Genomic DNA, 19,472 nt, shown 5'->3' on the forward strand with positions numbered 1-19,472 from the left:
AGAACCACTGGTTCTGCCCTTCTGCGTTGATGACCTGCTTAACTATTAGACGCTGAGCATCATTAAACTCGCGTTGCCACCGGCCGCCGTCGTATTTACGCACAGCGCCCGCTCAGCGACCAGGCGCCACAGGGGGATGGTACCGTCCTGCGTGGTGGCGATGGTGCCCACCAGGGCCCCTTCCCGTGCCGCCAGCAGCGGTTTGAGCTGGCCATCGAGGCAAGGCTCGATCATGGCGATCTGGAAATCATGCTTGACGGACTCCAGGCTGCTGACGATCTGGATGCGGTCTTTCAGCGCGGCCGGCAAATCTCCCGGGATCAGATCCGGCGCTTGCGCCAGCACGATGGCCTGGTTACCTGTGGCCAGCACGGCCGCCAGCTGGTTCATCAAGGTGCCGGACGTGGCTGCCGCGCACAGAATCGTGCCGCGCGCGGCAAAGCTCAGGGTATTGCGCTCGCCTGTCGGGCCTGGCAAGACGGTGGTGCTGCCCAGCAAGGTGGTGCGCGCGTATTCCTGCGCCAGTTGCTGCACCTTGTCGTGGCCATGCATCTTGGCCCACACGGTCAGCGCGTCGAGCGCGGGCGGCGCCTGGCGCTGATGCTGCGCGTCGGCCGGCGCATTGCGCTGCAGGCGTTTCAGGTACAGGGGGCCGCCCGCCTTCGGGCCGGTCCCCGATTTGCCTTCGCCGCCGAACGGCTGCACGCCGACGACGGCGCCGACGATGTTGCGGTTCACATAAATGTTCCCCACGTGTGCGCGCTGGGTGATGAAATCGATGGTTTCATCGATGCGCGTATGGATGCCCAGCGTCAAGCCGTAGCCGCTGTCGTTGATCGATTGCACCAGTTGCGGCAGTTCGGACCGCTTGTAGCGGATCACGTGCAGCACGGGACCGAAGACTTCCTGCGTCAATTGCGCCAGCGACTTGATTTCCAGCACGGTCGGGGCGACAAACGTGCCTTTGACGGTGGGCAAATCGAGCGAATAATGGTCGATGGCCATGGTTTTCATCTTGTTGATGTGGGCCAGCAGATTGCCTTGCGCTTCCGCATCGATGACGGGACCGATATCGGTTGCCAGGCGGTCAGGATTGCCAACGCGCAATTCCTGCATGGCGCCTTTCAGCATATGGATGGTCTTGTCGGCGATTTCCGTTTGCAGGAACAGCACGCGCAAGGCCGAGCAGCGCTGGCCGGCGCTGTCGAAAGCGGACGACATCACGTCCTGCACCACTTGTTCCGGCAAAGCGGACGAATCGACGATCAGCGCGTTCTGGCCGCCCGTTTCGGCGATCAGGGGAATGTCGATGCCTTCGGCCACGGCCCGCGCGGCCAGGTTGCGGTTGATCAACTGCGCCACTTCCGTCGAGCCCGTGAAAATCACACCTTTCACGCGCGCATCGTTGCACAGGCCGGCGCCCACGACTTCTCCGCTGCCGGGAAGGAATTGCAGCGCACCGCGCGGCACGCCCGCCGCATGCAGCAATTGCACGGCGCGGTGGCTGATCAGCGGGGTCTGCTCGGCCGGCTTGGCCAGCACTACATTGCCCGCTGCCAGGGCGGCGGCCAGCTGGCCCGTAAAGATAGCCAGCGGGAAGTTCCACGGGCTGATGCAGGTGACGGGACCGAGCGCCAGGGTGTTTGGCGCGTGTTCCACCTGCGCCGCGTAATAGCGCAGGAAGTCGACGGCTTCGCGGATTTCCGCGATCGCGTTCGGCAGCGACTTGCCCGCTTCGCGCACGGCCAGGGCCATCAGCTCGATGTGATGCTCCTCGAACAGGTCGGCGGCGCGCAGCAACGCTTGCGCGCGGATCGACGGTTCCGTGGTTTGCCAATCCATGGCATACGCGCTGGCGCTGGCCAGCGCCGTTTCCACGTCGGCCGGACCGGCTTCCATGATCTTGCCCACGACATCGTCGTGCTGGGCCGGATTGTGGATGATTTGCATCGGCGTATTCAGGCTGACGGCGCCATCGATCAGCGGCGCCGCCTGCCATGTCTGCTGCTGCGCCAGGCCGGTGGCCAGGGTGCGCAAGGTGTCTTCATTCGACAGGTCCAGGCCGGCCGAGTTCCTGCGCTCGCTGCCAAACATGTCCAGCGGCAGCGGGATCGACGGGTGCGGCAGGCCGCCCTGCAGGCGCGCCTGCTCGAGCGGATCGCGGATCAGGCTATCGATGGCCACGCTTTCGTCGACGATCTGGTTGACGAACGACGAGTTGGCGCCGTTCTCCAGCAGGCGGCGCACCAGATAGGCCAGCAGGGTTTCATGCGAGCCGACGGGCGCGTAGATGCGGCACGGCTTGTCCAGGTTGTCGGGGCCGACGACCTGGTCGTACAGGGTTTCGCCCATGCCGTGCAGGCACTGGAATTCATAATCGGTAATGCCGTCGCGTTTCGCCCAGGTGTAGATGGTCGACAGGGTTTGCGCATTGTGCGTGGCAAACTGCGGGTAGATCAGGCTGCTGGCGGCCAGCAGTTTTTGCGCACACACGAGGTAAGAAACGTCGGTGTAGACCTTGCGCGTGTAGACGGGATAGCCTTCCTGGCCGTCGACTTGCGCGCGCTTGACTTCCGCATCCCAATACGCGCCCTTGACCAGGCGCACCATGAATTTGCGGCCGCTGCGGTGCGCCAGGTCGATCAGGAAATCGATGGCGAACGGGCAGCGCTTTTGATACGCCTGCACCACGTAGCCGATGCCGTCGAAGCCGGCCAAATCTGTATCAAAAGCCAGTGCTTCCATCAGGTCGAGCGACAATTCCAGGCGGTCCGTTTCTTCCGCATCGATGTTGAAGCCGATGTTGTACTGTTTTGCCAGCAACAGCAACGCTTTGACTTTCGGCAGCAATTCTTCCAGGACGCGGGCGCGCTGGGCGCGGCTGTAGCGCGCGTGCAGGGCCGACAGTTTCACGGAAATGCCGGGGCCGTTGCGGATGCCGCGGCCGTTCGATGCCTTGCCGATGGCATGGATCGCCGTTTCGTACGAAGCGTAGTAGTTGGCCGCGTCGGCTTGCGTCAGGGCTGCCTCGCCTAACATATCGTACGAGTAACGGTAGCCGCGCGTTTCATTCTCGCGGCTGTTTTTCAACGCTTCCTCGATGGTCTGGCCCGTCACGAACTGGTTGCCCAGCATGCGCATGGCCAGGTCGACGCCCTTGCGGATTAGCGGTTCGCCGCCTTTCGCGATGAGCTTGGTCATGGCCGAACCGAGGCCCGATTCGCTGCTGGTACTGACCAGTTTTCCCGTGATCAGCAAGCCCCAGGTGGCCGCGTTGACGAACAGCGATGGCGATTCGCCCAGATGCTTCTTCCAGTCGCCCTTGCTGATTTTGTCGGCGATCAAACGGTCGGCCGTCTGACTGTCGGGTATACGCAACAGCGCTTCCGCCAGACACATTAATGCAACACCCTCTTCCGACGATAGCGAGAATTCGTGCATCAGTGCATCGACGCCGGACGCGCGGGTGCGTTTTTGGCGCACGTTCGAGACCAGGCGATGCGCCAGCGCTTGTCCTTCGGCGATCGTTTCGGTGCTGCTGGGGCGCACTTGTTGCAACAGCCACTGTACGGCGGAAACCTCATCGCGCCTATAGGCGGCAGTGATGGCGGCGCGTTGTGGTGTCGCTTCGGGCAGGATTTCTGCCTGGAACGCAGCAAAAGGAATCGGGGTAAAAGCCGAGGGGCCTGCAGGGTGCATAAGTGCTCTTTACAAGGAAAAAGGGGACGAAAACTGACGTAATTCTTGCTCTTTTTTGGTGCAAAAAAATACAGAAAGTCGGACGTTAAGATGATTCGATTGTAAAGGGGATTCTTATGGATTAATTCTGGTAATACAGGGGGCTAGCAATAGATAGTTTTTGATGCGACAATTTAACCAAATAATATTAATTTGGGGGTGATAGGGATGCTGGACAAGATCAGTAAGAAAATCTTGATGGAATTGCAGAGCGATGGACGCATCAGCAATGTGGAGCTGGCCGCGCGCGTGAACCTGTCGCCCGCCGCTTGCCTGGAGCGCGTGCGCAAGCTGCACGAATCCGGTTACATCATGGGCTATACGGCCCAGCTGAACCCGCAGTTGCTCGACGTGTCGCTGCTGGTGTTCATCGAAGTGGTGCTCGATCGCACGACACCGGAAGTGTTCGACGCCTTCAAGCATAGCGTACAAATCATTCCAGAGGTACTGGAATGTCATATGGTGGCCGGCGGCTTCGATTATCTGGTCAAGGCGCGCGTCAAGGACATGGCCGCCTACCGCGAATTCCTGGGCAAGACCTTGCTGCAAAAAGGTGTGCGGGAAACCCACACTTATGCCGTCATGGAAGAGGTCAAAAACACCACCAAATTGCCAATTAAGTGACCTTGGTGCAGCGGCCCCACTTTTCTGATTGAGCTATCGGAACAAATGTTGTAGGGTAGAACCACACACTGCTATCCAGTAGTCGCCTGAAACGCCGCGCAGACGGTAACTTCAGGGTGCAAGGTGGGCAATCGTGCCCACCTGCATACGGTTACAGCACGTCCCCTCAATGGGACGTGACGGGTTCGCGCAGCGGGGGACAAATGAAGCAGTTGCAGCATCAGCTGGTGCGTTTCTTTGTATTCACGATCCTGGCCATGGCCGTCGCCTGTTGCCTGGCCTATCTGTTGCTGCTGTCGGGCGGCGAGCATCCCTATCTGATCGCTTGCGTGGCCGCCGCCATCGGCGCCGCGCTGCTGGCGTTTGCCGGCCGTCCGCGCGGCGAACCGGGTTTGCACCAGTTCGCCTATACGGTGGGCAACGCCATCGACGCCATCATGATCGGTGCGGCGGAAACTTCGTATTTTGTCGATTCCGTCAAACAGAAGGTGGAACTCGATGTGCGCACGGCCAGCGACATTGCCGACAGCTCCGTACAAAATGCCGCGATGACGGAAAAGATCGCCGCCAATGCGGAACGGGCCGCCAAGGTGGCCGCCGGGGTGCGTGTGGAAAGCGTGGCAGCGCGCGCCGAAGTGGACCAGGGCTTGCGCCGCATCAACAACGCACGCGAGGAAGCGCAAGGCGCTTCCAGCTCCATGCTGAGCTTGCAGGAAAAATCCAAGCGCATCACGGGCTTTACGGAAGCCATTTCCGATATTTCCGCACGCACCAACTTGCTGGCGCTGAACGCCGCCATCGAGGCGGCGCGCGCCGGCGAACATGGGCGCGGTTTTGCCGTGGTGGCGGGCGAAGTGCGGCAATTGGCGCAGCGCACCAAAGAAGCCTCCGATGAAATCAGCGTGATGGTGCGAGAAATCAATGAACAGTCGGAAAAGGCCGCACGCGGCATGAGTTCGCTCGCGGCCGGCGTCACGGAAGCGGCACGCAATGTGGAAAGCGTGCACGCCTCGCTCAGTCATATCGAGGAATCGTCGGGCGAGTCGGAAGATGAGATCGGGCAAATCGCCCGGGCCTCGCGCGAACACGTCGACACGACGCAGCTGATCGCCGACGCCATCCTGCAAATCCGCGACAGCATGCTGTCGACGAATGCGGAACTGCCGCGCGCCACGCAGTCGGCCATGGCCCTGGCCGAGCGGGCCGAGGTGATCGCCGGCGCGCTGGGCGAATCGAGCGTGGCCACGCCGCACGACGAGATCCGCGAGGCGGCCCAGCGCGCCGCGCGCGAGGTGGGCAAACTGTTCGAGCAGGCGATCGCCTCGGGGCGCATCACGCGCGAAGCCCTGTTCGACCGCCACTACCGCCCCATCCCGAACACGAATCCGCCCAAGCACAATACCAAGTTCGACGCGTTTACCGACAAGGTGCTGCCGGACCTGCAGGAAGGCGTGCTGGCCGCATTACCCCATCTGGCCTATGCGGGCGCCGTCGACAACAATGGATATTTTCCAACGCACAACAAGAAATTTTCCCAGCCGCTGACGGGCGACTACGCCACCGATATGGTAAACAACCGCACCAAGCGCATCTTCAGCGACCGCACGGGCAAGCGCTGCGGCAGCAACACCAAGCCCTTCCTGTTGCAGACGTATAAACGTGACACGGGCGAGGTCATGCACGATTTATCCGTGCCCATCCACGTCGAGGGCAAGCACTGGGGCGGTTTTAGAATTGGTTATCGCTCCAGCAGCCATGCATGAAAAAAAACGCCTGATGATTCATCAGGCGTTTTTTTTCTGGTGCTGGCAGATCATTTATTCGATATGCGGCTTGGGTGCCACGCCGCCGCCGGCCGCCGTGGCCGTGCGCAAGGTGGGCGTATTCATGCTTTCCAGGTGGTTGCGCAGCCATTTGTGGGCGGGGCTGCGGGCGTCGCGTTCGTGCCACAGCATGTCCAGGTGGACGGCCGGCAGGGTCAATGGCAAATCTTTGTACAGCAAGGATTCCGTCATGCCCGTCGAGGCGATCAAATGGCGCGGCAAGACCGTGATCAGGTCGGAATTGGCGACGACTCTGCCTGCGGTGAAGAACTGGTTGACCGTCAACAGGATGCGCCGTTCGCGGTGGATCTGCGACAGCGCTTCGTCGATCAAGCCATGTGCGCGGCCGGAAAAACTCACCAATAAATGGTTGGCCGCACAATAGTTATCCAGGGTCAATTCCTTGTCGGCCAGCGGATGGCCGCGCCGCATCACGCATACATATTTGCCGGAATACAGGCGCTCGTGGCGGATGGGCGAACCCGTTTCGCTCGACAGTTGCGCCGCCACGCCGGGAAAGAAGCCCACGGCCAGGTCGATGTCGCCGCGCAGCAGCATGGGACGCGGTTCGCGCGTGGTCAGCGGCATCATGCGCACGTTGACGCCTGGCGCTTCCCGTTCGATCGAGCGCATCAGGGAAGGCAGCCAGAAGGCGGCCGTCGCATCGGCCATGGCCATGCGGAAGGTGGCGTGCGTTTTTGACACGTCGAAGGTTTCCGGCGTGACGGCCGCTTCCAGGCTGGCCAGGGCCGAGCGTACGGACGGCCACAGCGCTTCGGCGCGTGGCGTGGGTTTCACGCCATACGCCGTGCGGATCAGCAATTCGTCACCGAGGCTCTCGCGCAGGCGTTTGATGGCGTTCGATACCGCCGGCTGCGTCATCGCCAGGTGGCCCGCTGCGCGCGTCAGGTTTTGTTCCGTCATGACGGCGTCGAAAACACGCAGCAAGTTCAGATCCAGCGTCAGAAAACTCATGGAAAGCCCAAGATAAAAGTTGAATTGATTACTTAAGAGTGTAAACCGCGCCGGGCACGAATATTTTCACTCGTAAAAAAATATTACAGTTTTCCATTCACGATTCATATAATTGGTATCAAGAAATGGAATTAGATTTATATGTTGCACTGCACTATAGTACTGGCAAATTCTATAATGCACTGGAACAGTATGTCTACCTTCGCCTCCGCCCTGTACGCAGTATCCGCACCCGTGCTGGAGATTTCCCTGCTCAACGCCCTGCAACTCGTGCTGGTGATCGTCGCCGTCGGCGCTTTCGCCCTGCTGTTCAAGCCTTTGCTGGTGGGCATCGCCCGCGCCATGGTGCTGGTGGTGCGCCCCAAGCTGAGCCGCGAAGAGCGCCTGGCGCGCCAGCAGATGCGCGAAGCGCAAGCCTTGAAACGCACGCTCGGCAAGATGGATGGCGTGTCGCCAAGCAACGCCGCCGAATTGCGCGCCCTGTCGACGCGCGCCTGAGATCGCCTGTTGCACATGACAAGCCGGCCTGCGCCGGCTTTTTTTACGCCCGCCGCCCGTCGATTACGCCACGTCGCCCAGCAAATGCGCGCGTAACACCGTGTCGGCCGGATGGGCGCCGATCCAGATTTTCAGCAGCGCATTGTAAAAGGCCAGGTCCGGCACCGTGTCGCCCACCTGTTTTCCGTTCAGCTTGCACAACGTCCCCGCTTCCGGCAGCCAGTCCACGGTGAGGATGTCGCCCTTTTTCAGCCCGGGCACCGTTTCGAACATGGCGCCGAACTGCATCGTCTGGCTCAGTAGGCGCGTACGGTCGGCCTGGTCGGAACTGCGCTTCAAGCCCTGCATGAAGGCTTGCCCCAGCTCATCGGAAGTGATGTCGCGCAGCATGACGATTTCCAGGCGGCGTGGCCCGGGCAGCGCGAGGATGTCGGCCAGCTGGGTTTTCTTTTCCGGCAGGTACAGCGCAATCGTGTAGACCTTGAAGATGACCTTGTAGCGTACGCCGGCGCCGTTGAGTTTCAATTCGCGGCTGGCCAGCTGCACCGTGTCGTCCAGCCTGACGCCGCCCACCTCGACTGCCAGCGCTGCTTGTGCCAGGGCGGCGCACAGGCAGGCGGCAGCCAGGGAGCGGCCCAAACGCGATGTGCGTATTTGCATCTTCTGCCTCCGTGGAGAAACATGTGCTGTGGATAAGTCCGCACAAGCACACAGTGTAGAACAGTTGGCAGAAGCTGGCGCCACGCAGAAGTGGCGAGGAAGAAATGCTTAGGGTTTGGCGGCAGGCAGCTCCGCCTGCAGGCGTTCGTACTTGGCCATCAATTGCTCCGGGCTTTCGCGCCAAGCGGGATTGAAGGGGATGCAGCTGACGGGGCACACTTGCTGGCATTGCGGCTCGTCAAAGTGCCCCACGCATTCGGTGCACTTGTTGGGATCGATTTCGTAGATTTCCGCGCCCATGTAGATCGCGTCATTCGGGCACTCGGGCTCGCAAATGTCGCAATTGATGCATTCGTCGGTGATCAGTAATGCCATGATTTCACTCTTACTTATTGCGATGAGGCAGCGTTGGCGGCAATCTTGTTTTGCAGCCAGCGGTTCACCGAGGGGAAGACAAACTTGGAGACATCGCCGCCCAGCGCCGCGATTTCGCGCACGATGGTGCCGGAAATAAACTGGTACTGGTCGGATGGCGTCAGGAACATGGTTTCGACATCGGGCAGCAGGTAGCGGTTCATGCCCGCCATCTGGAATTCGTATTCGAAGTCGGAGACGGCGCGCAAGCCGCGCACGATGACCCGCGCTTCATGCTTGCGCACGAAATCCTTGAGCAGGCCGGAAAAGCTTTCCACTTGCACATTCGGGTAGTGGCCAAGCACTTCGTTGGCGATTTCCAGGCGTTCGTCGAGCGAGAAAAACGGTTGCTTGTTCTTGCTGTCGGCCACACCGACGATCAGCTTGTCAAACAGACCCGATGCGCGGCGCACCAAATCTTCATGACCGCGCGTGAGCGGATCGAATGTTCCTGGATAAACGGCTACAACCATTGCGGCTCCCTGATGATGCACCAATATAGACGCGCATTATGCCTGAAATTGGTGACCACCTTGATGTTGCGCCTTGGGCCAGGGAGCTTTTTTGCCTCATTTATAGGCAGATTCAGGCAGTTGCCGGCACTTTGTTGTAAGTTAGCAAATGATAATAAACGGTGCCCGCCTTGTCGGCACGGATGACTTCCCACGGCGCCATCCATTCGGGTTTTTCCAGTGCGCTGGTGTCATCGAAGACCAGCGGCAAGCCCGATTCCGCGTACACGATGCCGCCTTCCTTGAGCAGGTTGGCGCACAGCGGCAACACTTTCGCCAGGAAATCCTGCTGGTAAGGCGGATCGAGGAAGATCAGGTCGTAACGCTGGCCGCGCGATGCCAGGCCTTGCGCCGTCAGCAAGGCGTCGCCGCGCAGCAGTTGCACGTTGTCGGCGCGTAATTTCGTCTTGTTTTCTTCCAGCTGGCGGATCACGGGCGTATGCGTATCGACCATGGTGACGGCGGCGGCGCCGCGGCTGGCCGCTTCAAAACCCAGCGCGCCGCTGCCGGCGAACAGGTCCAGCACCTGGGCATTGGACCAGTCGCCTTCGCGCAAGTGGTTGATCCAGTTGAACACGGTTTCGCGCACGCGGTCCGGCGTCGGGCGCAAGCCCAGTGCCTGCAAAACAGGCAGCACAGAACGCTTCCACTGGCCGCCGATGATGCGTACCTGGTTCGGTGGCGGCGCGTGGTGGACGGGGACTTTGGCGGGTTTTTTTATTTTCTTTTGCATGGGGATTTCTTCAATTCGGTGGCGGCCACTATAGCATATGGCCCCCTCCCCCCCTGCTGGCGCTGCCGCTCTATTTGGGTTGCGTGGCCAGGGAATTGAAATCGTCGATCCAGCCCTGCATGCGCTTGACGGCATGCGCCTTTTGCGCCGGCGTGGCGATCTTGATCACCGTCAAAACCATCTGCGCCGTGCTGCTTTCGTAGGCATCGAAGAAGGCCTTGCGTTCCGAATGCTCGAGGCGCTCGAAACTGTCCTTGATCAGGGTCGTGATCAAGCCTGCGGTGGCTTCCTTGCCGAGTTTTTCCTGGTGGACTTTCTTGACCAGGTTCAACACATTCTGCTGGCGCCGCATGCGTTCGTCGAGCCAGATCTCGTTGTTCAGCGGACGCGCGTCGGACGCCTTGCGGATGATGGCTTCCTGCTCGCTGCTGAAGCCGCCGAACCACAGTTCGAATTGCTCCATGGCTTTCTTGTAGCGCAGCTTCTGGCGCTTCTCTTGGTCTCCGCTCAGGTATTTCTTGCGGTAATCCTCATTGTTCGACTTGAACTTCTTTTCCATCTGCGCGATCTGCTCGGGCTTGAGCGAGCGCGCCAGGTCGGCCAGCTCGGGCGCTGCTTTCAGCAGCAGCGCCTGGGTGCGCTGCTTGATCTCGCTGTAATCCATCATCAGATCCGCTTGCGTGATATTGCCTTGCAGCTGCTTCTGGCCCGTGCGCAGGATTTCCACGTAATCCTTCAATTGCGTCTTGCGGTGCCAGTCGAACAGCTTGTCGATATCGTCACGCACCCAGCCCTTCTGGTCGCGGTCGAGGTCGACATACGCGTTTAGCCACCAGTACAGCACGGTATCGCCATTGTTGTAGGCCAGGCGCAAGCCGCTGCAGCCGGCCATGACGACGAGCATGATGGCCAGCACGGCATAAGTAAACCGCTGGAAGGGCGTGGACGACGGGGCCTGCGTGTTAAACTTTTTCATATTCTTAACTTATAAAAGACGGTCTATGAACGTTGTCATTCTCGCTGCCGGTATGGGCAAACGCATGCAGTCGGCACTGCCCAAGGTATTGCACCCGTTGGCGGGCAAGCCGCTGTTGTCGCACGTCATCGACACGGCGCGCAGTCTGGCGCCGTCCCGATTATGCGTGATTTACGGGCATGGGGGCGCAGCGGTGCTGAAGTTGCTCGACGGCTACAAGACCAAGCAGGATCTGGCGATCGACGCGGCGGAACAAACGCAGCAGCTGGGCACCGGTCATGCCGTGCAGCAAGCCGTGGCTTTGTTGGACGACAGTGTGCCCACCCTGATCCTGTACGGTGACGTGCCGCTGACGAGCGCCGCTTCCCTGCAGCAACTGGTGCAGGCGGCGGGCAAGGATAAGCTGGCCATCCTGACCGTGGAACAGGACGATCCCTTCGGCCTGGGCCGCATCGTGCGCGAGCACGGCGCCATCGTGCGCATCGTCGAGGAAAAGGATGCCACGCCTGAAGAGCGCGCCATCCGCGAGATCAACAGCGGCATCATGGTCGCGCCTACCGTGCAGCTGAAGCAATGGCTGTCGGCCTTGTCGAATGACAATGCCCAAGGGGAATACTATCTGACCGATATCGTCGCCCAGGCCGTCGCCGACGGCGTGGCCGTCACTTCGGCCCACCCGACCGCCGTGTGGGAAGTGGCGGGCGTCAACAGCAAGGTGCAGCTGGCCCAGCTGGAACGCATCCACCAGAACAATATCGCGCAAGCCTTGCTCGAGCGCGGCGTGACCCTGCTCGACCCGGCCCGCATCGACGTGCGCGGCGAACTCATTTGCGGCCGCGATGTCACCATCGACGTCGGCTGCGTGTTCGAAGGCCGCGTGGAACTGGGCGACGGCGTGCGCGTGGGCGCCAACAACGTCCTCATCAATGCCACCGTGGCCGCTGGCGCGCACATCAAGCCCTTCTGCCATCTCGAGGACGCCATCGTCGGCGCCGCTTCCATCATCGGCCCTTACGCGCGCCTGCGCCCGGGCACGGTCCTGGCGGAAGACGTGCACATCGGTAACTTTGTCGAAGTGAAAAACAGCCAGATCGCCGCGCACAGCAAAGCCAACCATCTGGCCTACATCGGCGACGCCACCATCGGTTCGAAGGTCAACATCGGCGCCGGCACGATCACCTGCAACTATGATGGCGTGAACAAGTTCCGCACGGTGATTGAAGACGACGCCTTCATAGGCAGCGACAGCCAGCTGATCGCCCCCGTTACCGTCGGCAAGGGCGCCACCCTGGGCGCCGGCACGACCTTGTCGAAAGATGCGCCGGCCGGCAAGCTGACGGTGTCGCGCGCGCGCCAGGTGACCATCGACGGCTGGACGCGTCCCGTGAAAATTCCCAAGTAAGCCGTACCGTTTTCAGCACGCATGACGCCGCCAGCCTGTCCGGGCTGGCGGCGTTTTTTTATGCCTGTGGATAATCCTGTGGAAAGTTGGCTGGCAACCCGGGATAAGTCCTGCCATTTTTCGCATCCAGCATATTGTCTGCATTATCGAGTGTGGATAAACATGTGCACAAGCATGCGGACAAGGGATGGATAAGCCCGGTATAAGCTGCGTATAAATGGTGAAAAACCTGTGGAAAAGGCGGGATAAGTTATCTGGCCCGGTTCGGCGGGTGAGACGGTAAGCTAGTCTCGCAAGCGACGAAAGTATCGTCATATTTTTGCTTTTCTGGATTGTGGATAAACTTGTGCGTAATTGGATGATAAGCCATGAATAACTTATAAGTCATTGTATTGCAAGGATATTTAAGGCGAATTTATAAAGCCTGGCTGTGGGTAAAGCTGTGCAAAAGCCTGTGATTAATCGGTGGGCAAGCGATGGATAAGGCCGGATAAGTTTTATCCGGGAGTTGAGGTATCTTTATGGAGAGGTCTCCTGCGAGGCGCGATGGTGGCGGCCGTGGAAATCCGTGATTTTCTTGCTGTGGATAAGCTTGTGCATAAGTGGGCAAAAAAGCGGGGATAAGCGGGGATAACTTCTCTGCCAGCCGGATTTACACGGCGATGCGCGTCTCGAATTTGCTGCGAAACGTGGAAAAATAGCTTTTCACGTTGCGCACATTCGCGTGCGCGGCAAACAGGCGGTGCGCCAGCGCGTGATAGGCGGGCATGTCGGCCACCTGCACCATCAGCACGAAGTCGGGCCCGGGCGAGACGCGATAGCACTGCAGCACGGCGGGCTCGTCCGCCACCAGCTGCTCGAATTCGGCCATGCGCTCAAACGCCTGCACGTCGAGCGTGATTTCCACGATGGCCGTCAGGCGCGCGCCCACCAGCTGAGGCGCGACGATGGCCACTTGCCGCTCGATGACGCCGCTTTCCCGTAACTGCTTGACCCTGCGCAAACAGGTGGGCGCTGAAACGTGCACGGCTTGCGCCAGTTCGCTGTTGGTTTGCGATGCATCAATTTGCAAGGCATTCAGGATGCGACGATCGATGTCATCGAGGGTAATGTTGTGCTCGCTCATGATTTTGACTAATTAGAAAATATATCGAGTATAAATGAAATAATATTTCATCGTAAAATAGTCGTGAAATATTCAGTCAAAAATACATTGATTTAGAAAGCATATTTCATTCACTCTGCATTAGCATGCGTGCATTGATTAAATTTTAGACAGAGGTTTCCATGTGCGGCATCGTCGGCGCGGTAGCGCAACGTAATATCACTCCCATCCTGCTGGAAGGCTTGAAGCGCCTGGAATACCGCGGCTACGATTCCTGCGGCATCGCCCTGCACGCGGATGGCCGTTTGCAGCGTTCGCGCTCCACCGCGCGCGTGGCCGAGCTGGAAAAGCAGATCGGCGAAGAAGGCTTGAGCGGTTTTACGGGCATCGCCCATACGCGCTGGGCCACGCATGGCGCCCCGGTCTCCTTCAATGCCCATCCGCACTTTTCCCCGACGGAAGAGAACGCGCGCGTGGCGCTGGTGCATAACGGCATCATCGAAAACCACGACGAACTGCGCGCCGAACTGACGGCCCTCGGTTACGTCTTCCAGAGCCAGACGGACACGGAAGTGATCGCGCACCTGGTCGAGCACATGTACAACGGCGACCTGTTCGAGACCGTGCAGCAGGCCGTCAAACGCCTCGACGGCGCGTATGCGATCGCCGTCTTCTGCCGCGACGAGCCGCACCGCGTGGTGGCCGCGCGCCAGGGCTCGCCCCTGATCGTCGGCCTGGGCAATGGTGAAAACTTCGTCGCCTCCGACGCCATGGCGCTGGCCGGCACGACAGACCAGATCATCTACCTGGAAGAAGGCGACGTGGTCGACCTGCAACTGTCGCGCTGCTGGATCGTCGACGTCGACGGCAAGCCTGTCGAGCGCGAAGTGAAGACCGTGCACGCCCATACGGGCGCGGCCGAGCTGGGCCCGTACCGCCACTACATGCAGAAGGAAATCTTCGAGCAGCCGCGCGCCATCGGCGACACGCTCGAAGGCGTGACGGGCATCATGCCGGAACTGTTCGGCGACGACGCGTATAAAATCTTCAAGCAGATCGACCGCGTGCTGATCCTCGCCTGCGGCACCAGCTCGTACGCGGGCATGACGGCCAAATACTGGATCGAGGCGATCGCCAAGGTGCCCGTCAGCGTGGAAGTGGCCAGCGAATACCGCTACCGCGACAGCGTGCCGCACCCGAACACCCTGGTCGTCACCATCTCCCAGAGCGGCGAGACAGCCGACACCCTGGCCGCCCTGAAACATGCACGCAGCCTGGGCATGCACCACACCTTGACCATCTGCAACGTGGCTACCAGCGCCATGGTGCGCGAATGCGCGCTGGCCTACATCACGCGCGCCGGCGTGGAAGTGGGCGTGGCGTCGACCAAGGCGTTTACGACGCAGCTGGCCGGCCTGTTCCTGCTGACCCTGTGCCTGGCGCAAGTCAATGGCCACCTGTCCGAAGAACAGGAAGCGGCGCACCTGAAAGCCATGCGCCACCTGCCCGTCGCCATCGCTTCCGTGCTGGCGCTGGAACCGCAGATCATCGCCTGGTCCGAGGAATTCGCGCGCAAGGAAAACGCCCTCTTCCTGGGCCGCGGCATGCACTACCCGATCGCCCTGGAAGGCGCCTTGAAACTGAAGGAAATCTCGTACATCCACGCCGAAGCGTATCCGGCCGGTGAACTGAAGCACGGCCCGCTGGCCCTGGTGACGAATGAAATGCCGGTCGTCACCATCGCGCCGAACGACGCGCTGATCGAAAAGCTCAAATCGAACATGCAGGAAGTGCGCGCGCGCGGCGGCCAGCTGTACGTCTTCGCCGACGTCGATTCCCGCATCAGCTCCGGCGAAGGCTTGCACGTGATCCGCCTGCCCGAGCACTACGGCGACCTGTCGCCGATCCTGCACGTGGTGGCGCTGCAATTGCTGGCTTACCACACGGCATTGGCGCGCGGCACGGATGTGGACAAGCCAAGGAATCTGGCCAAATCGGTGACGGTGGAGTAAGCAGGCCGGGTGCTGTCCCGGGCCAGCAAGAATAAAAACGCCACCTCCGGGTGGCGTTTTCTTTTATCCGGCAAACCATGCGCGTGACTTTTTTCTGTCACCGCTGAATCCATTGTGCGAGAATGCCCCTCCCCCTTCGATGGTGCGCATGATGACCAAACTCGCCGCAATCATGACTGGAATGACACTCGTGCTGGCAGCTTGCAAGCCTGCAGCCACGGCACCTGCGCATGACATTCCTGCGGCAATGAGGCAGACCGCGACCACCCTGCTGCAGTCGACATTGCTGCACGCGACCTCGATCGCGGTCGTTTATCGGGGCAAGGAATTCATCCTGCATCAAGGTGAGCTGGAGACCGGCAAAGCCAATCCGCCGAACGACACCACGCTGTATGAAATCGGCTCGGTCAGCAAAACTTTTGCTGGCCTGCTGCTGGCGAACGCCGTGCTGGATGGCAAGGCGGCGCTCGATGATCCCATACAACAGTACCTGCCGGCCGCCTACCCGAACCTGCAGTCGCAGGGGGAGCCCATTCGCTTGCGCCACTTGATCACGCATACCAGCAATATGCCGGGCATGCTGCCATTGCAGGTAAACACCGTCTTGCAGGATTTCACCGCACACGCCACGCCGGCAAAGCTCAATGCCGCCTACGCCAACTACGGACAACCGCAATTCTGGCAGGACTTGCACGCAGTCCGCATCAAGGGGCCGCTCGGCAAGGACTACGCCTATTCCAGCGCCGGTACCGAACTCATTGCGCACGCGCTCGAAACAATCTATGGCATGCCCTATGCTGTGCTGCTGACGCAATTTCTCGCGCGCGAAGCCGGCATGCACGATACCAGGCTGAGAATCACCGCCCAGGATGCCGGCCGGCTGGCGCCCGGCTACCACAGCGACAATCCCGCCGTCACCACGCCGATGCCGCAACTGCCCTGGGGGGCGGCCGGCAACCTGAAGTCGACCATGCCGGACATGGCGAAGTACCTGCGCCTGCAATTGGGCGCCCATCCCGCGGTCGCCGAATCGCACAAGCCTTTGGCGCGCTTTCAGGACGACTTCAGCATCGGCTATTTCTGGAACATCGGCAGCAATCGCCAGTTGGGCACGCATTATGTCCACCATGGCGGCGTGCCCCGTGCGCAAAGCTATGCCTACGTCGTGCCTCAATATCAGCTTGGCGTCTTCATCATCACCAACCAGAGCGGCGACGCGACTGCCGGCGCCATGGAAAGCGCGCTGGCGCATATCTTCGACACCGTGGCATCCATGGAAGGCGCGCAGTAGCCGGCTCCAGCGAACAGGCGTGCGTGCTTAGCTTCCCTGCGCAAGGACAGGCTGGCGCGCCAGCGCGATGAAGGCGCGCACGTAGTCGATGGCGGTGTCCGTCTCGCGTGCGCCCAGGAAGATCTGCTTGGCGATGCCGCGCGCGCCCAGCCGCACGGGCACCACCTCCATCTTGAGCGCGTATTCCTCGACCAGCCAGCGCGGCAGGGCGGCCACGCCGCGGCCGCTGGCCACCATCTGCAGCATGATGTCGGTCGTTTCGATGGCTTTGTGGCGCTTGGGCGTGACGCCGGCCGGCAGCAGGAACTGGTTGTAGATGTCCAGGCGCTCGATGTCCACGGGGTAGCTGATGAGCACTTCCTGCGTCAGTTGCTGCGGCTGCACATACGCCGCCGATGCGAGGGCATGGCCCTTGGCCACGACGAGCACCTGCTCGTAGTCAAACACGGGTTCGAAGGTCAGCCCCGGCTTGTACAGCGGGTCGGGCGTGACCAGCAGGTCGATCTCGTAGCCGAAGAGCGCGCCAATCCCGCCGAACTGGAACTTTTGCTTGACGTCCACATCCACGTCGGGCCATGCGGCCAGATACGGTGACACCACCTTGAGCAGCCACTGGTAGCAAGGGTGGCATTCCATGCCGATGCGCAGCGCACCGCGCTCGCCCTGCGCGAACTGGCCCAGGCGCTCCTCGGCCAGGTCCAGTTGCGGCAGCACCCGGTTCGCCACCGCCAGCAGGTATTGGCCGGCTTGCGTCAGGCGCAGGTTGCGCCCTTCGCGCAGCCAGACGTCGGTGCCCAGTTGCTGTTCCAGCTTTTTCATGCTGTGGCTCAAGGCCGACTGGGTCAGGTGCAGCACGCCTGCGGCGGCCGTCAACGAGCCCTGTTTTTCGACCTGCTGGACGATGCTGAGGTGGATGCGTTCAAGCATTGAAATGAGCCATATTCATGGATGTATGAAATATGACCATTATACTTCATCGATTCCCGCCGCTATCATCGATCCCCTTGCTGCCGGCATTTGTCGGCCCTCGCGCATCATCCCTATGAAAGCACACATGACACGTCCCCTGCGCATAGTCGCGGTTTCCGGCGGGCTGCAACGCCCTTCCAAGGCGGCAGCCCTGGCCGAGCACCTGATGGATCTGATCGCCGACGAAGTGTTGTGCGAACAACACCTGGTCGAGCTGGGCCAGCTCGCGCCGCAGCTGGCCGGCGCCGTCTGGCGCTCGCACCTGTCCGAGACGGTGGAGCGGGAACTTGCGGCGGTCGAGCAAGCCGACATTTTGGTGGTGGCCACACCGGTGTATCGCGGCGCGTACACGGGCCTGTTCAAGCACTTCTTCGACTTCATTCATCAGGACGCCTTGATCGACAAGCCCGTCTTGCTGGCGGCCACCGGCGGCAGCGAGCGTCATGCCTTGATGATCGACCACCAGTTGCGGCCGCTGTTCAGCTTTTTTCAGGCACGCACCTTGCCGCTGGGCGTCTACGCGACCGACAAGGATTTCCTCGACTACCGTCTGCAGGATGAGGCGCTGATCCAGCGGGCCGCACTGGCGGTCCAGCGGGCATTGCCCTTGATCGCATTGACGCGCCATGCGAGGTTGGCCACGGCTGCAGAGCTGGCCGCAGCCTGATATGGATGGCCACAGTCACCAAGCACTCAACACATTCATCTTTTCGCAGAATTCAGGACAGCAGAACACCATGAGCAACGATTTTGTATTCAGCATCAAGAGCATTGTTTTCGATGAAAACTATCACCCATCGGACAATACGCGCCTGACGACCAACTTTGCCAATCTGGCCAGGGGAACGAGCCGCCAGGAGAACTTGCGCAACACCCTGAAAATGATCGACAGCCGCTTCAACAGCCTGGCGCATTGGGATAACCCGAAGGCAGACCGCTATTCTGTCGAGCTCGAAATCATTTCCGTCGAGTTAAATATTGATGTCAAAGGCGGCAATATCCCGTTGATCGAGATACTGAAGCCGAATATTGTTGATGAAAAAACCGGACTACGCATCGATGGCATTGCGGGCAATAACTTCTCCTCTTACGTGCGCGATTACGACTTCAGCGTGTTGCTGCCAGAGCACAACAATAATAAATCCGCATTCAGCACGCCAGAGAACTTCGGCGATTTTCATGGCAAGCTGTTCAAGCACTTTGTCAGATCAGATACTTACAAGCGGCATTTCAAGAAGCTGCCGGTGATCTGCCTCAGCGCATCGAGCAGCAAAACCTATCAGCGGACGGAAAACCAGCACCCCATTCTGGGCGTCGAGTATCAACAAAATGAGTTCTCCTCGACGGATGAATATTTCGAGAAAATGGGGATGCAGGTGCGCTATTTCATGCCGCCAAACAGTGCCGCGCCGCTGGCTTTTTATTTTATCGGCGACCTGCTGGCCGACTACAGCAATCTTGAACTGATCGCCACCATCAGCACGATGGAGACATTTCAAAAGATTTACCGGCCCGAAATCTACAACGCCAATTCCGCGGCGGGGAAATGCTATCAGCCCAGCCTGAAGAATCAGGATTATTCGTTGACGCAAATTGTCTATGACCGGGAAGAGCGCAGCCAGCTGGCTGTCAAGCAGGGCAAATATACGGAAGAGCACTTCATCAAGCCCTACAAGCATATTCTTGAACAATGGGCTGCCACCGCGCTCGCTGATTAATCCAAATACACGAAATCGCAGA

General features: G+C 60.1%; 17 protein-coding genes. 8 read left to right on the forward strand and 9 right to left on the reverse strand.

Going from position 1 to position 19,472, the window contains the following annotated elements:
- Positions 1 to 45 precede the first annotated feature (45 nt).
- Positions 46 to 3,699 (reverse strand): trifunctional transcriptional regulator/proline dehydrogenase/L-glutamate gamma-semialdehyde dehydrogenase, encoded by a 3,654-nt coding sequence (gene putA, locus ACQ4W4_RS16545; protein ID WP_436542900.1) that lies wholly within the window; start codon positions 3,697 to 3,699, stop codon positions 46 to 48.
- 207 nt (positions 3,700 to 3,906) lie between these two features.
- On the opposite strand from putA, the gene ACQ4W4_RS16550 reads away from it, so the two are divergent.
- Together ACQ4W4_RS16550 and ACQ4W4_RS16555 are read left to right on the forward strand one after the other, a co-directional pair.
- Positions 3,907 to 4,362 carry an Lrp/AsnC ligand binding domain-containing protein gene (locus ACQ4W4_RS16550; RefSeq protein WP_010393827.1) on the forward strand — a complete coding sequence of 152 codons (456 nt, stop codon included), beginning with the start codon at positions 3,907 to 3,909 and terminating at the stop codon, positions 4,360 to 4,362.
- Positions 4,363 to 4,565: 203 nt separating this feature from the next.
- Positions 4,566 to 6,125: a methyl-accepting chemotaxis protein gene (locus ACQ4W4_RS16555; RefSeq protein WP_436542901.1), complete on the forward strand. Its 1,560-nt coding sequence runs from the start codon at positions 4,566 to 4,568 to the stop codon at positions 6,123 to 6,125.
- 54 nt (positions 6,126 to 6,179) lie between these two features.
- On the opposite strand, the gene ACQ4W4_RS16560 is transcribed toward ACQ4W4_RS16555, so the two are convergent.
- Positions 6,180 to 7,160, reverse strand: coding sequence for a LysR family transcriptional regulator (locus ACQ4W4_RS16560; protein ID WP_034752642.1), 981 nt, complete (start codon positions 7,158 to 7,160; stop codon positions 6,180 to 6,182).
- A gap of 192 nt (positions 7,161 to 7,352) precedes the next feature.
- Between ACQ4W4_RS16560 and ACQ4W4_RS16565 the strand changes: the two genes are divergently transcribed.
- Positions 7,353 to 7,658 carry a hypothetical protein gene (locus tag ACQ4W4_RS16565; protein ID WP_101483346.1) on the forward strand — a complete coding sequence of 102 codons (306 nt, stop codon included), beginning with the start codon at positions 7,353 to 7,355 and terminating at the stop codon, positions 7,656 to 7,658.
- A gap of 63 nt (positions 7,659 to 7,721) precedes the next feature.
- Here the strand turns inward: ACQ4W4_RS16565 and ACQ4W4_RS16570 are convergent, their stop codons facing one another.
- From ACQ4W4_RS16570 to ACQ4W4_RS16590, 5 genes are all read right to left on the reverse strand, one after another.
- The gene (locus ACQ4W4_RS16570) at positions 7,722 to 8,318 is read right to left on the reverse strand and encodes a chalcone isomerase family protein (protein ID WP_436542902.1); all 597 of its coding nucleotides are present in this window, start codon (positions 8,316 to 8,318) and stop codon (positions 7,722 to 7,724) included.
- A 108-nt stretch (positions 8,319 to 8,426) separates the two neighbouring features.
- Positions 8,427 to 8,693, reverse strand: coding sequence for a YfhL family 4Fe-4S dicluster ferredoxin (locus ACQ4W4_RS16575; protein ID WP_070218911.1), 267 nt, complete (start codon positions 8,691 to 8,693; stop codon positions 8,427 to 8,429).
- Positions 8,694 to 8,707: 14 nt separating this feature from the next.
- The gene (gene coaD, locus ACQ4W4_RS16580; RefSeq protein WP_034752633.1) at positions 8,708 to 9,205 is read right to left on the reverse strand and encodes a pantetheine-phosphate adenylyltransferase; all 498 of its coding nucleotides are present in this window, start codon (positions 9,203 to 9,205) and stop codon (positions 8,708 to 8,710) included.
- 112 nt (positions 9,206 to 9,317) lie between these two features.
- Positions 9,318 to 9,977, reverse strand: coding sequence for a 16S rRNA (guanine(966)-N(2))-methyltransferase RsmD (gene rsmD / locus ACQ4W4_RS16585; protein WP_436542903.1), 660 nt, complete (start codon positions 9,975 to 9,977; stop codon positions 9,318 to 9,320).
- A gap of 70 nt (positions 9,978 to 10,047) precedes the next feature.
- Positions 10,048 to 10,953, reverse strand: a complete 906-nt coding sequence (locus ACQ4W4_RS16590) for a DUF6279 family lipoprotein (RefSeq protein ID WP_436542904.1) — start codon at positions 10,951 to 10,953, stop codon at positions 10,048 to 10,050.
- Positions 10,954 to 10,978: 25 nt separating this feature from the next.
- Between ACQ4W4_RS16590 and glmU the strand changes: the two genes are divergently transcribed.
- Positions 10,979 to 12,355 (forward strand): bifunctional UDP-N-acetylglucosamine diphosphorylase/glucosamine-1-phosphate N-acetyltransferase GlmU, encoded by a 1,377-nt coding sequence (gene glmU / locus ACQ4W4_RS16595; protein WP_436542905.1) that lies wholly within the window; start codon positions 10,979 to 10,981, stop codon positions 12,353 to 12,355.
- Positions 12,356 to 13,007: 652 nt separating this feature from the next.
- On the opposite strand, the gene ACQ4W4_RS16600 is transcribed toward glmU, so the two are convergent.
- Complete coding sequence (locus ACQ4W4_RS16600; RefSeq protein WP_436542906.1) at positions 13,008 to 13,481, reverse strand: Lrp/AsnC family transcriptional regulator; 474 nt, start codon at positions 13,479 to 13,481, stop codon at positions 13,008 to 13,010.
- 161 nt (positions 13,482 to 13,642) lie between these two features.
- On the opposite strand from ACQ4W4_RS16600, the gene glmS reads away from it, so the two are divergent.
- The gene (glmS, locus tag ACQ4W4_RS16605; protein WP_436542907.1) at positions 13,643 to 15,472 is read left to right on the forward strand and encodes a glutamine--fructose-6-phosphate transaminase (isomerizing); all 1,830 of its coding nucleotides are present in this window, start codon (positions 13,643 to 13,645) and stop codon (positions 15,470 to 15,472) included.
- Positions 15,473 to 15,620: 148 nt separating this feature from the next.
- A complete protein-coding gene (locus ACQ4W4_RS16610) occupies positions 15,621 to 16,763 on the forward strand; it encodes a serine hydrolase domain-containing protein (RefSeq protein WP_436542908.1) in 1,143 nt (380 codons plus the stop codon).
- A 27-nt stretch (positions 16,764 to 16,790) separates the two neighbouring features.
- Here the strand turns inward: ACQ4W4_RS16610 and ACQ4W4_RS16615 are convergent, their stop codons facing one another.
- Complete coding sequence (locus ACQ4W4_RS16615; protein ID WP_436542909.1) at positions 16,791 to 17,690, reverse strand: LysR family transcriptional regulator; 900 nt, start codon at positions 17,688 to 17,690, stop codon at positions 16,791 to 16,793.
- 127 nt (positions 17,691 to 17,817) lie between these two features.
- Between ACQ4W4_RS16615 and msuE the strand changes: the two genes are divergently transcribed.
- A complete protein-coding gene (gene msuE / locus ACQ4W4_RS16620; RefSeq protein ID WP_436542910.1) occupies positions 17,818 to 18,399 on the forward strand; it encodes an FMN reductase in 582 nt (193 codons plus the stop codon).
- A 70-nt stretch (positions 18,400 to 18,469) separates the two neighbouring features.
- Positions 18,470 to 19,450 (forward strand): DUF1852 domain-containing protein, encoded by a 981-nt coding sequence (locus ACQ4W4_RS16625; protein WP_436542911.1) that lies wholly within the window; start codon positions 18,470 to 18,472, stop codon positions 19,448 to 19,450.
- Positions 19,451 to 19,472 lie beyond the last annotated feature (22 nt).

The organism is Janthinobacterium glycogeni, from assembly GCF_051380725.1.
In the GTDB taxonomy this organism is placed as follows: domain Bacteria; phylum Pseudomonadota; class Gammaproteobacteria; order Burkholderiales; family Burkholderiaceae_D; genus Janthinobacterium.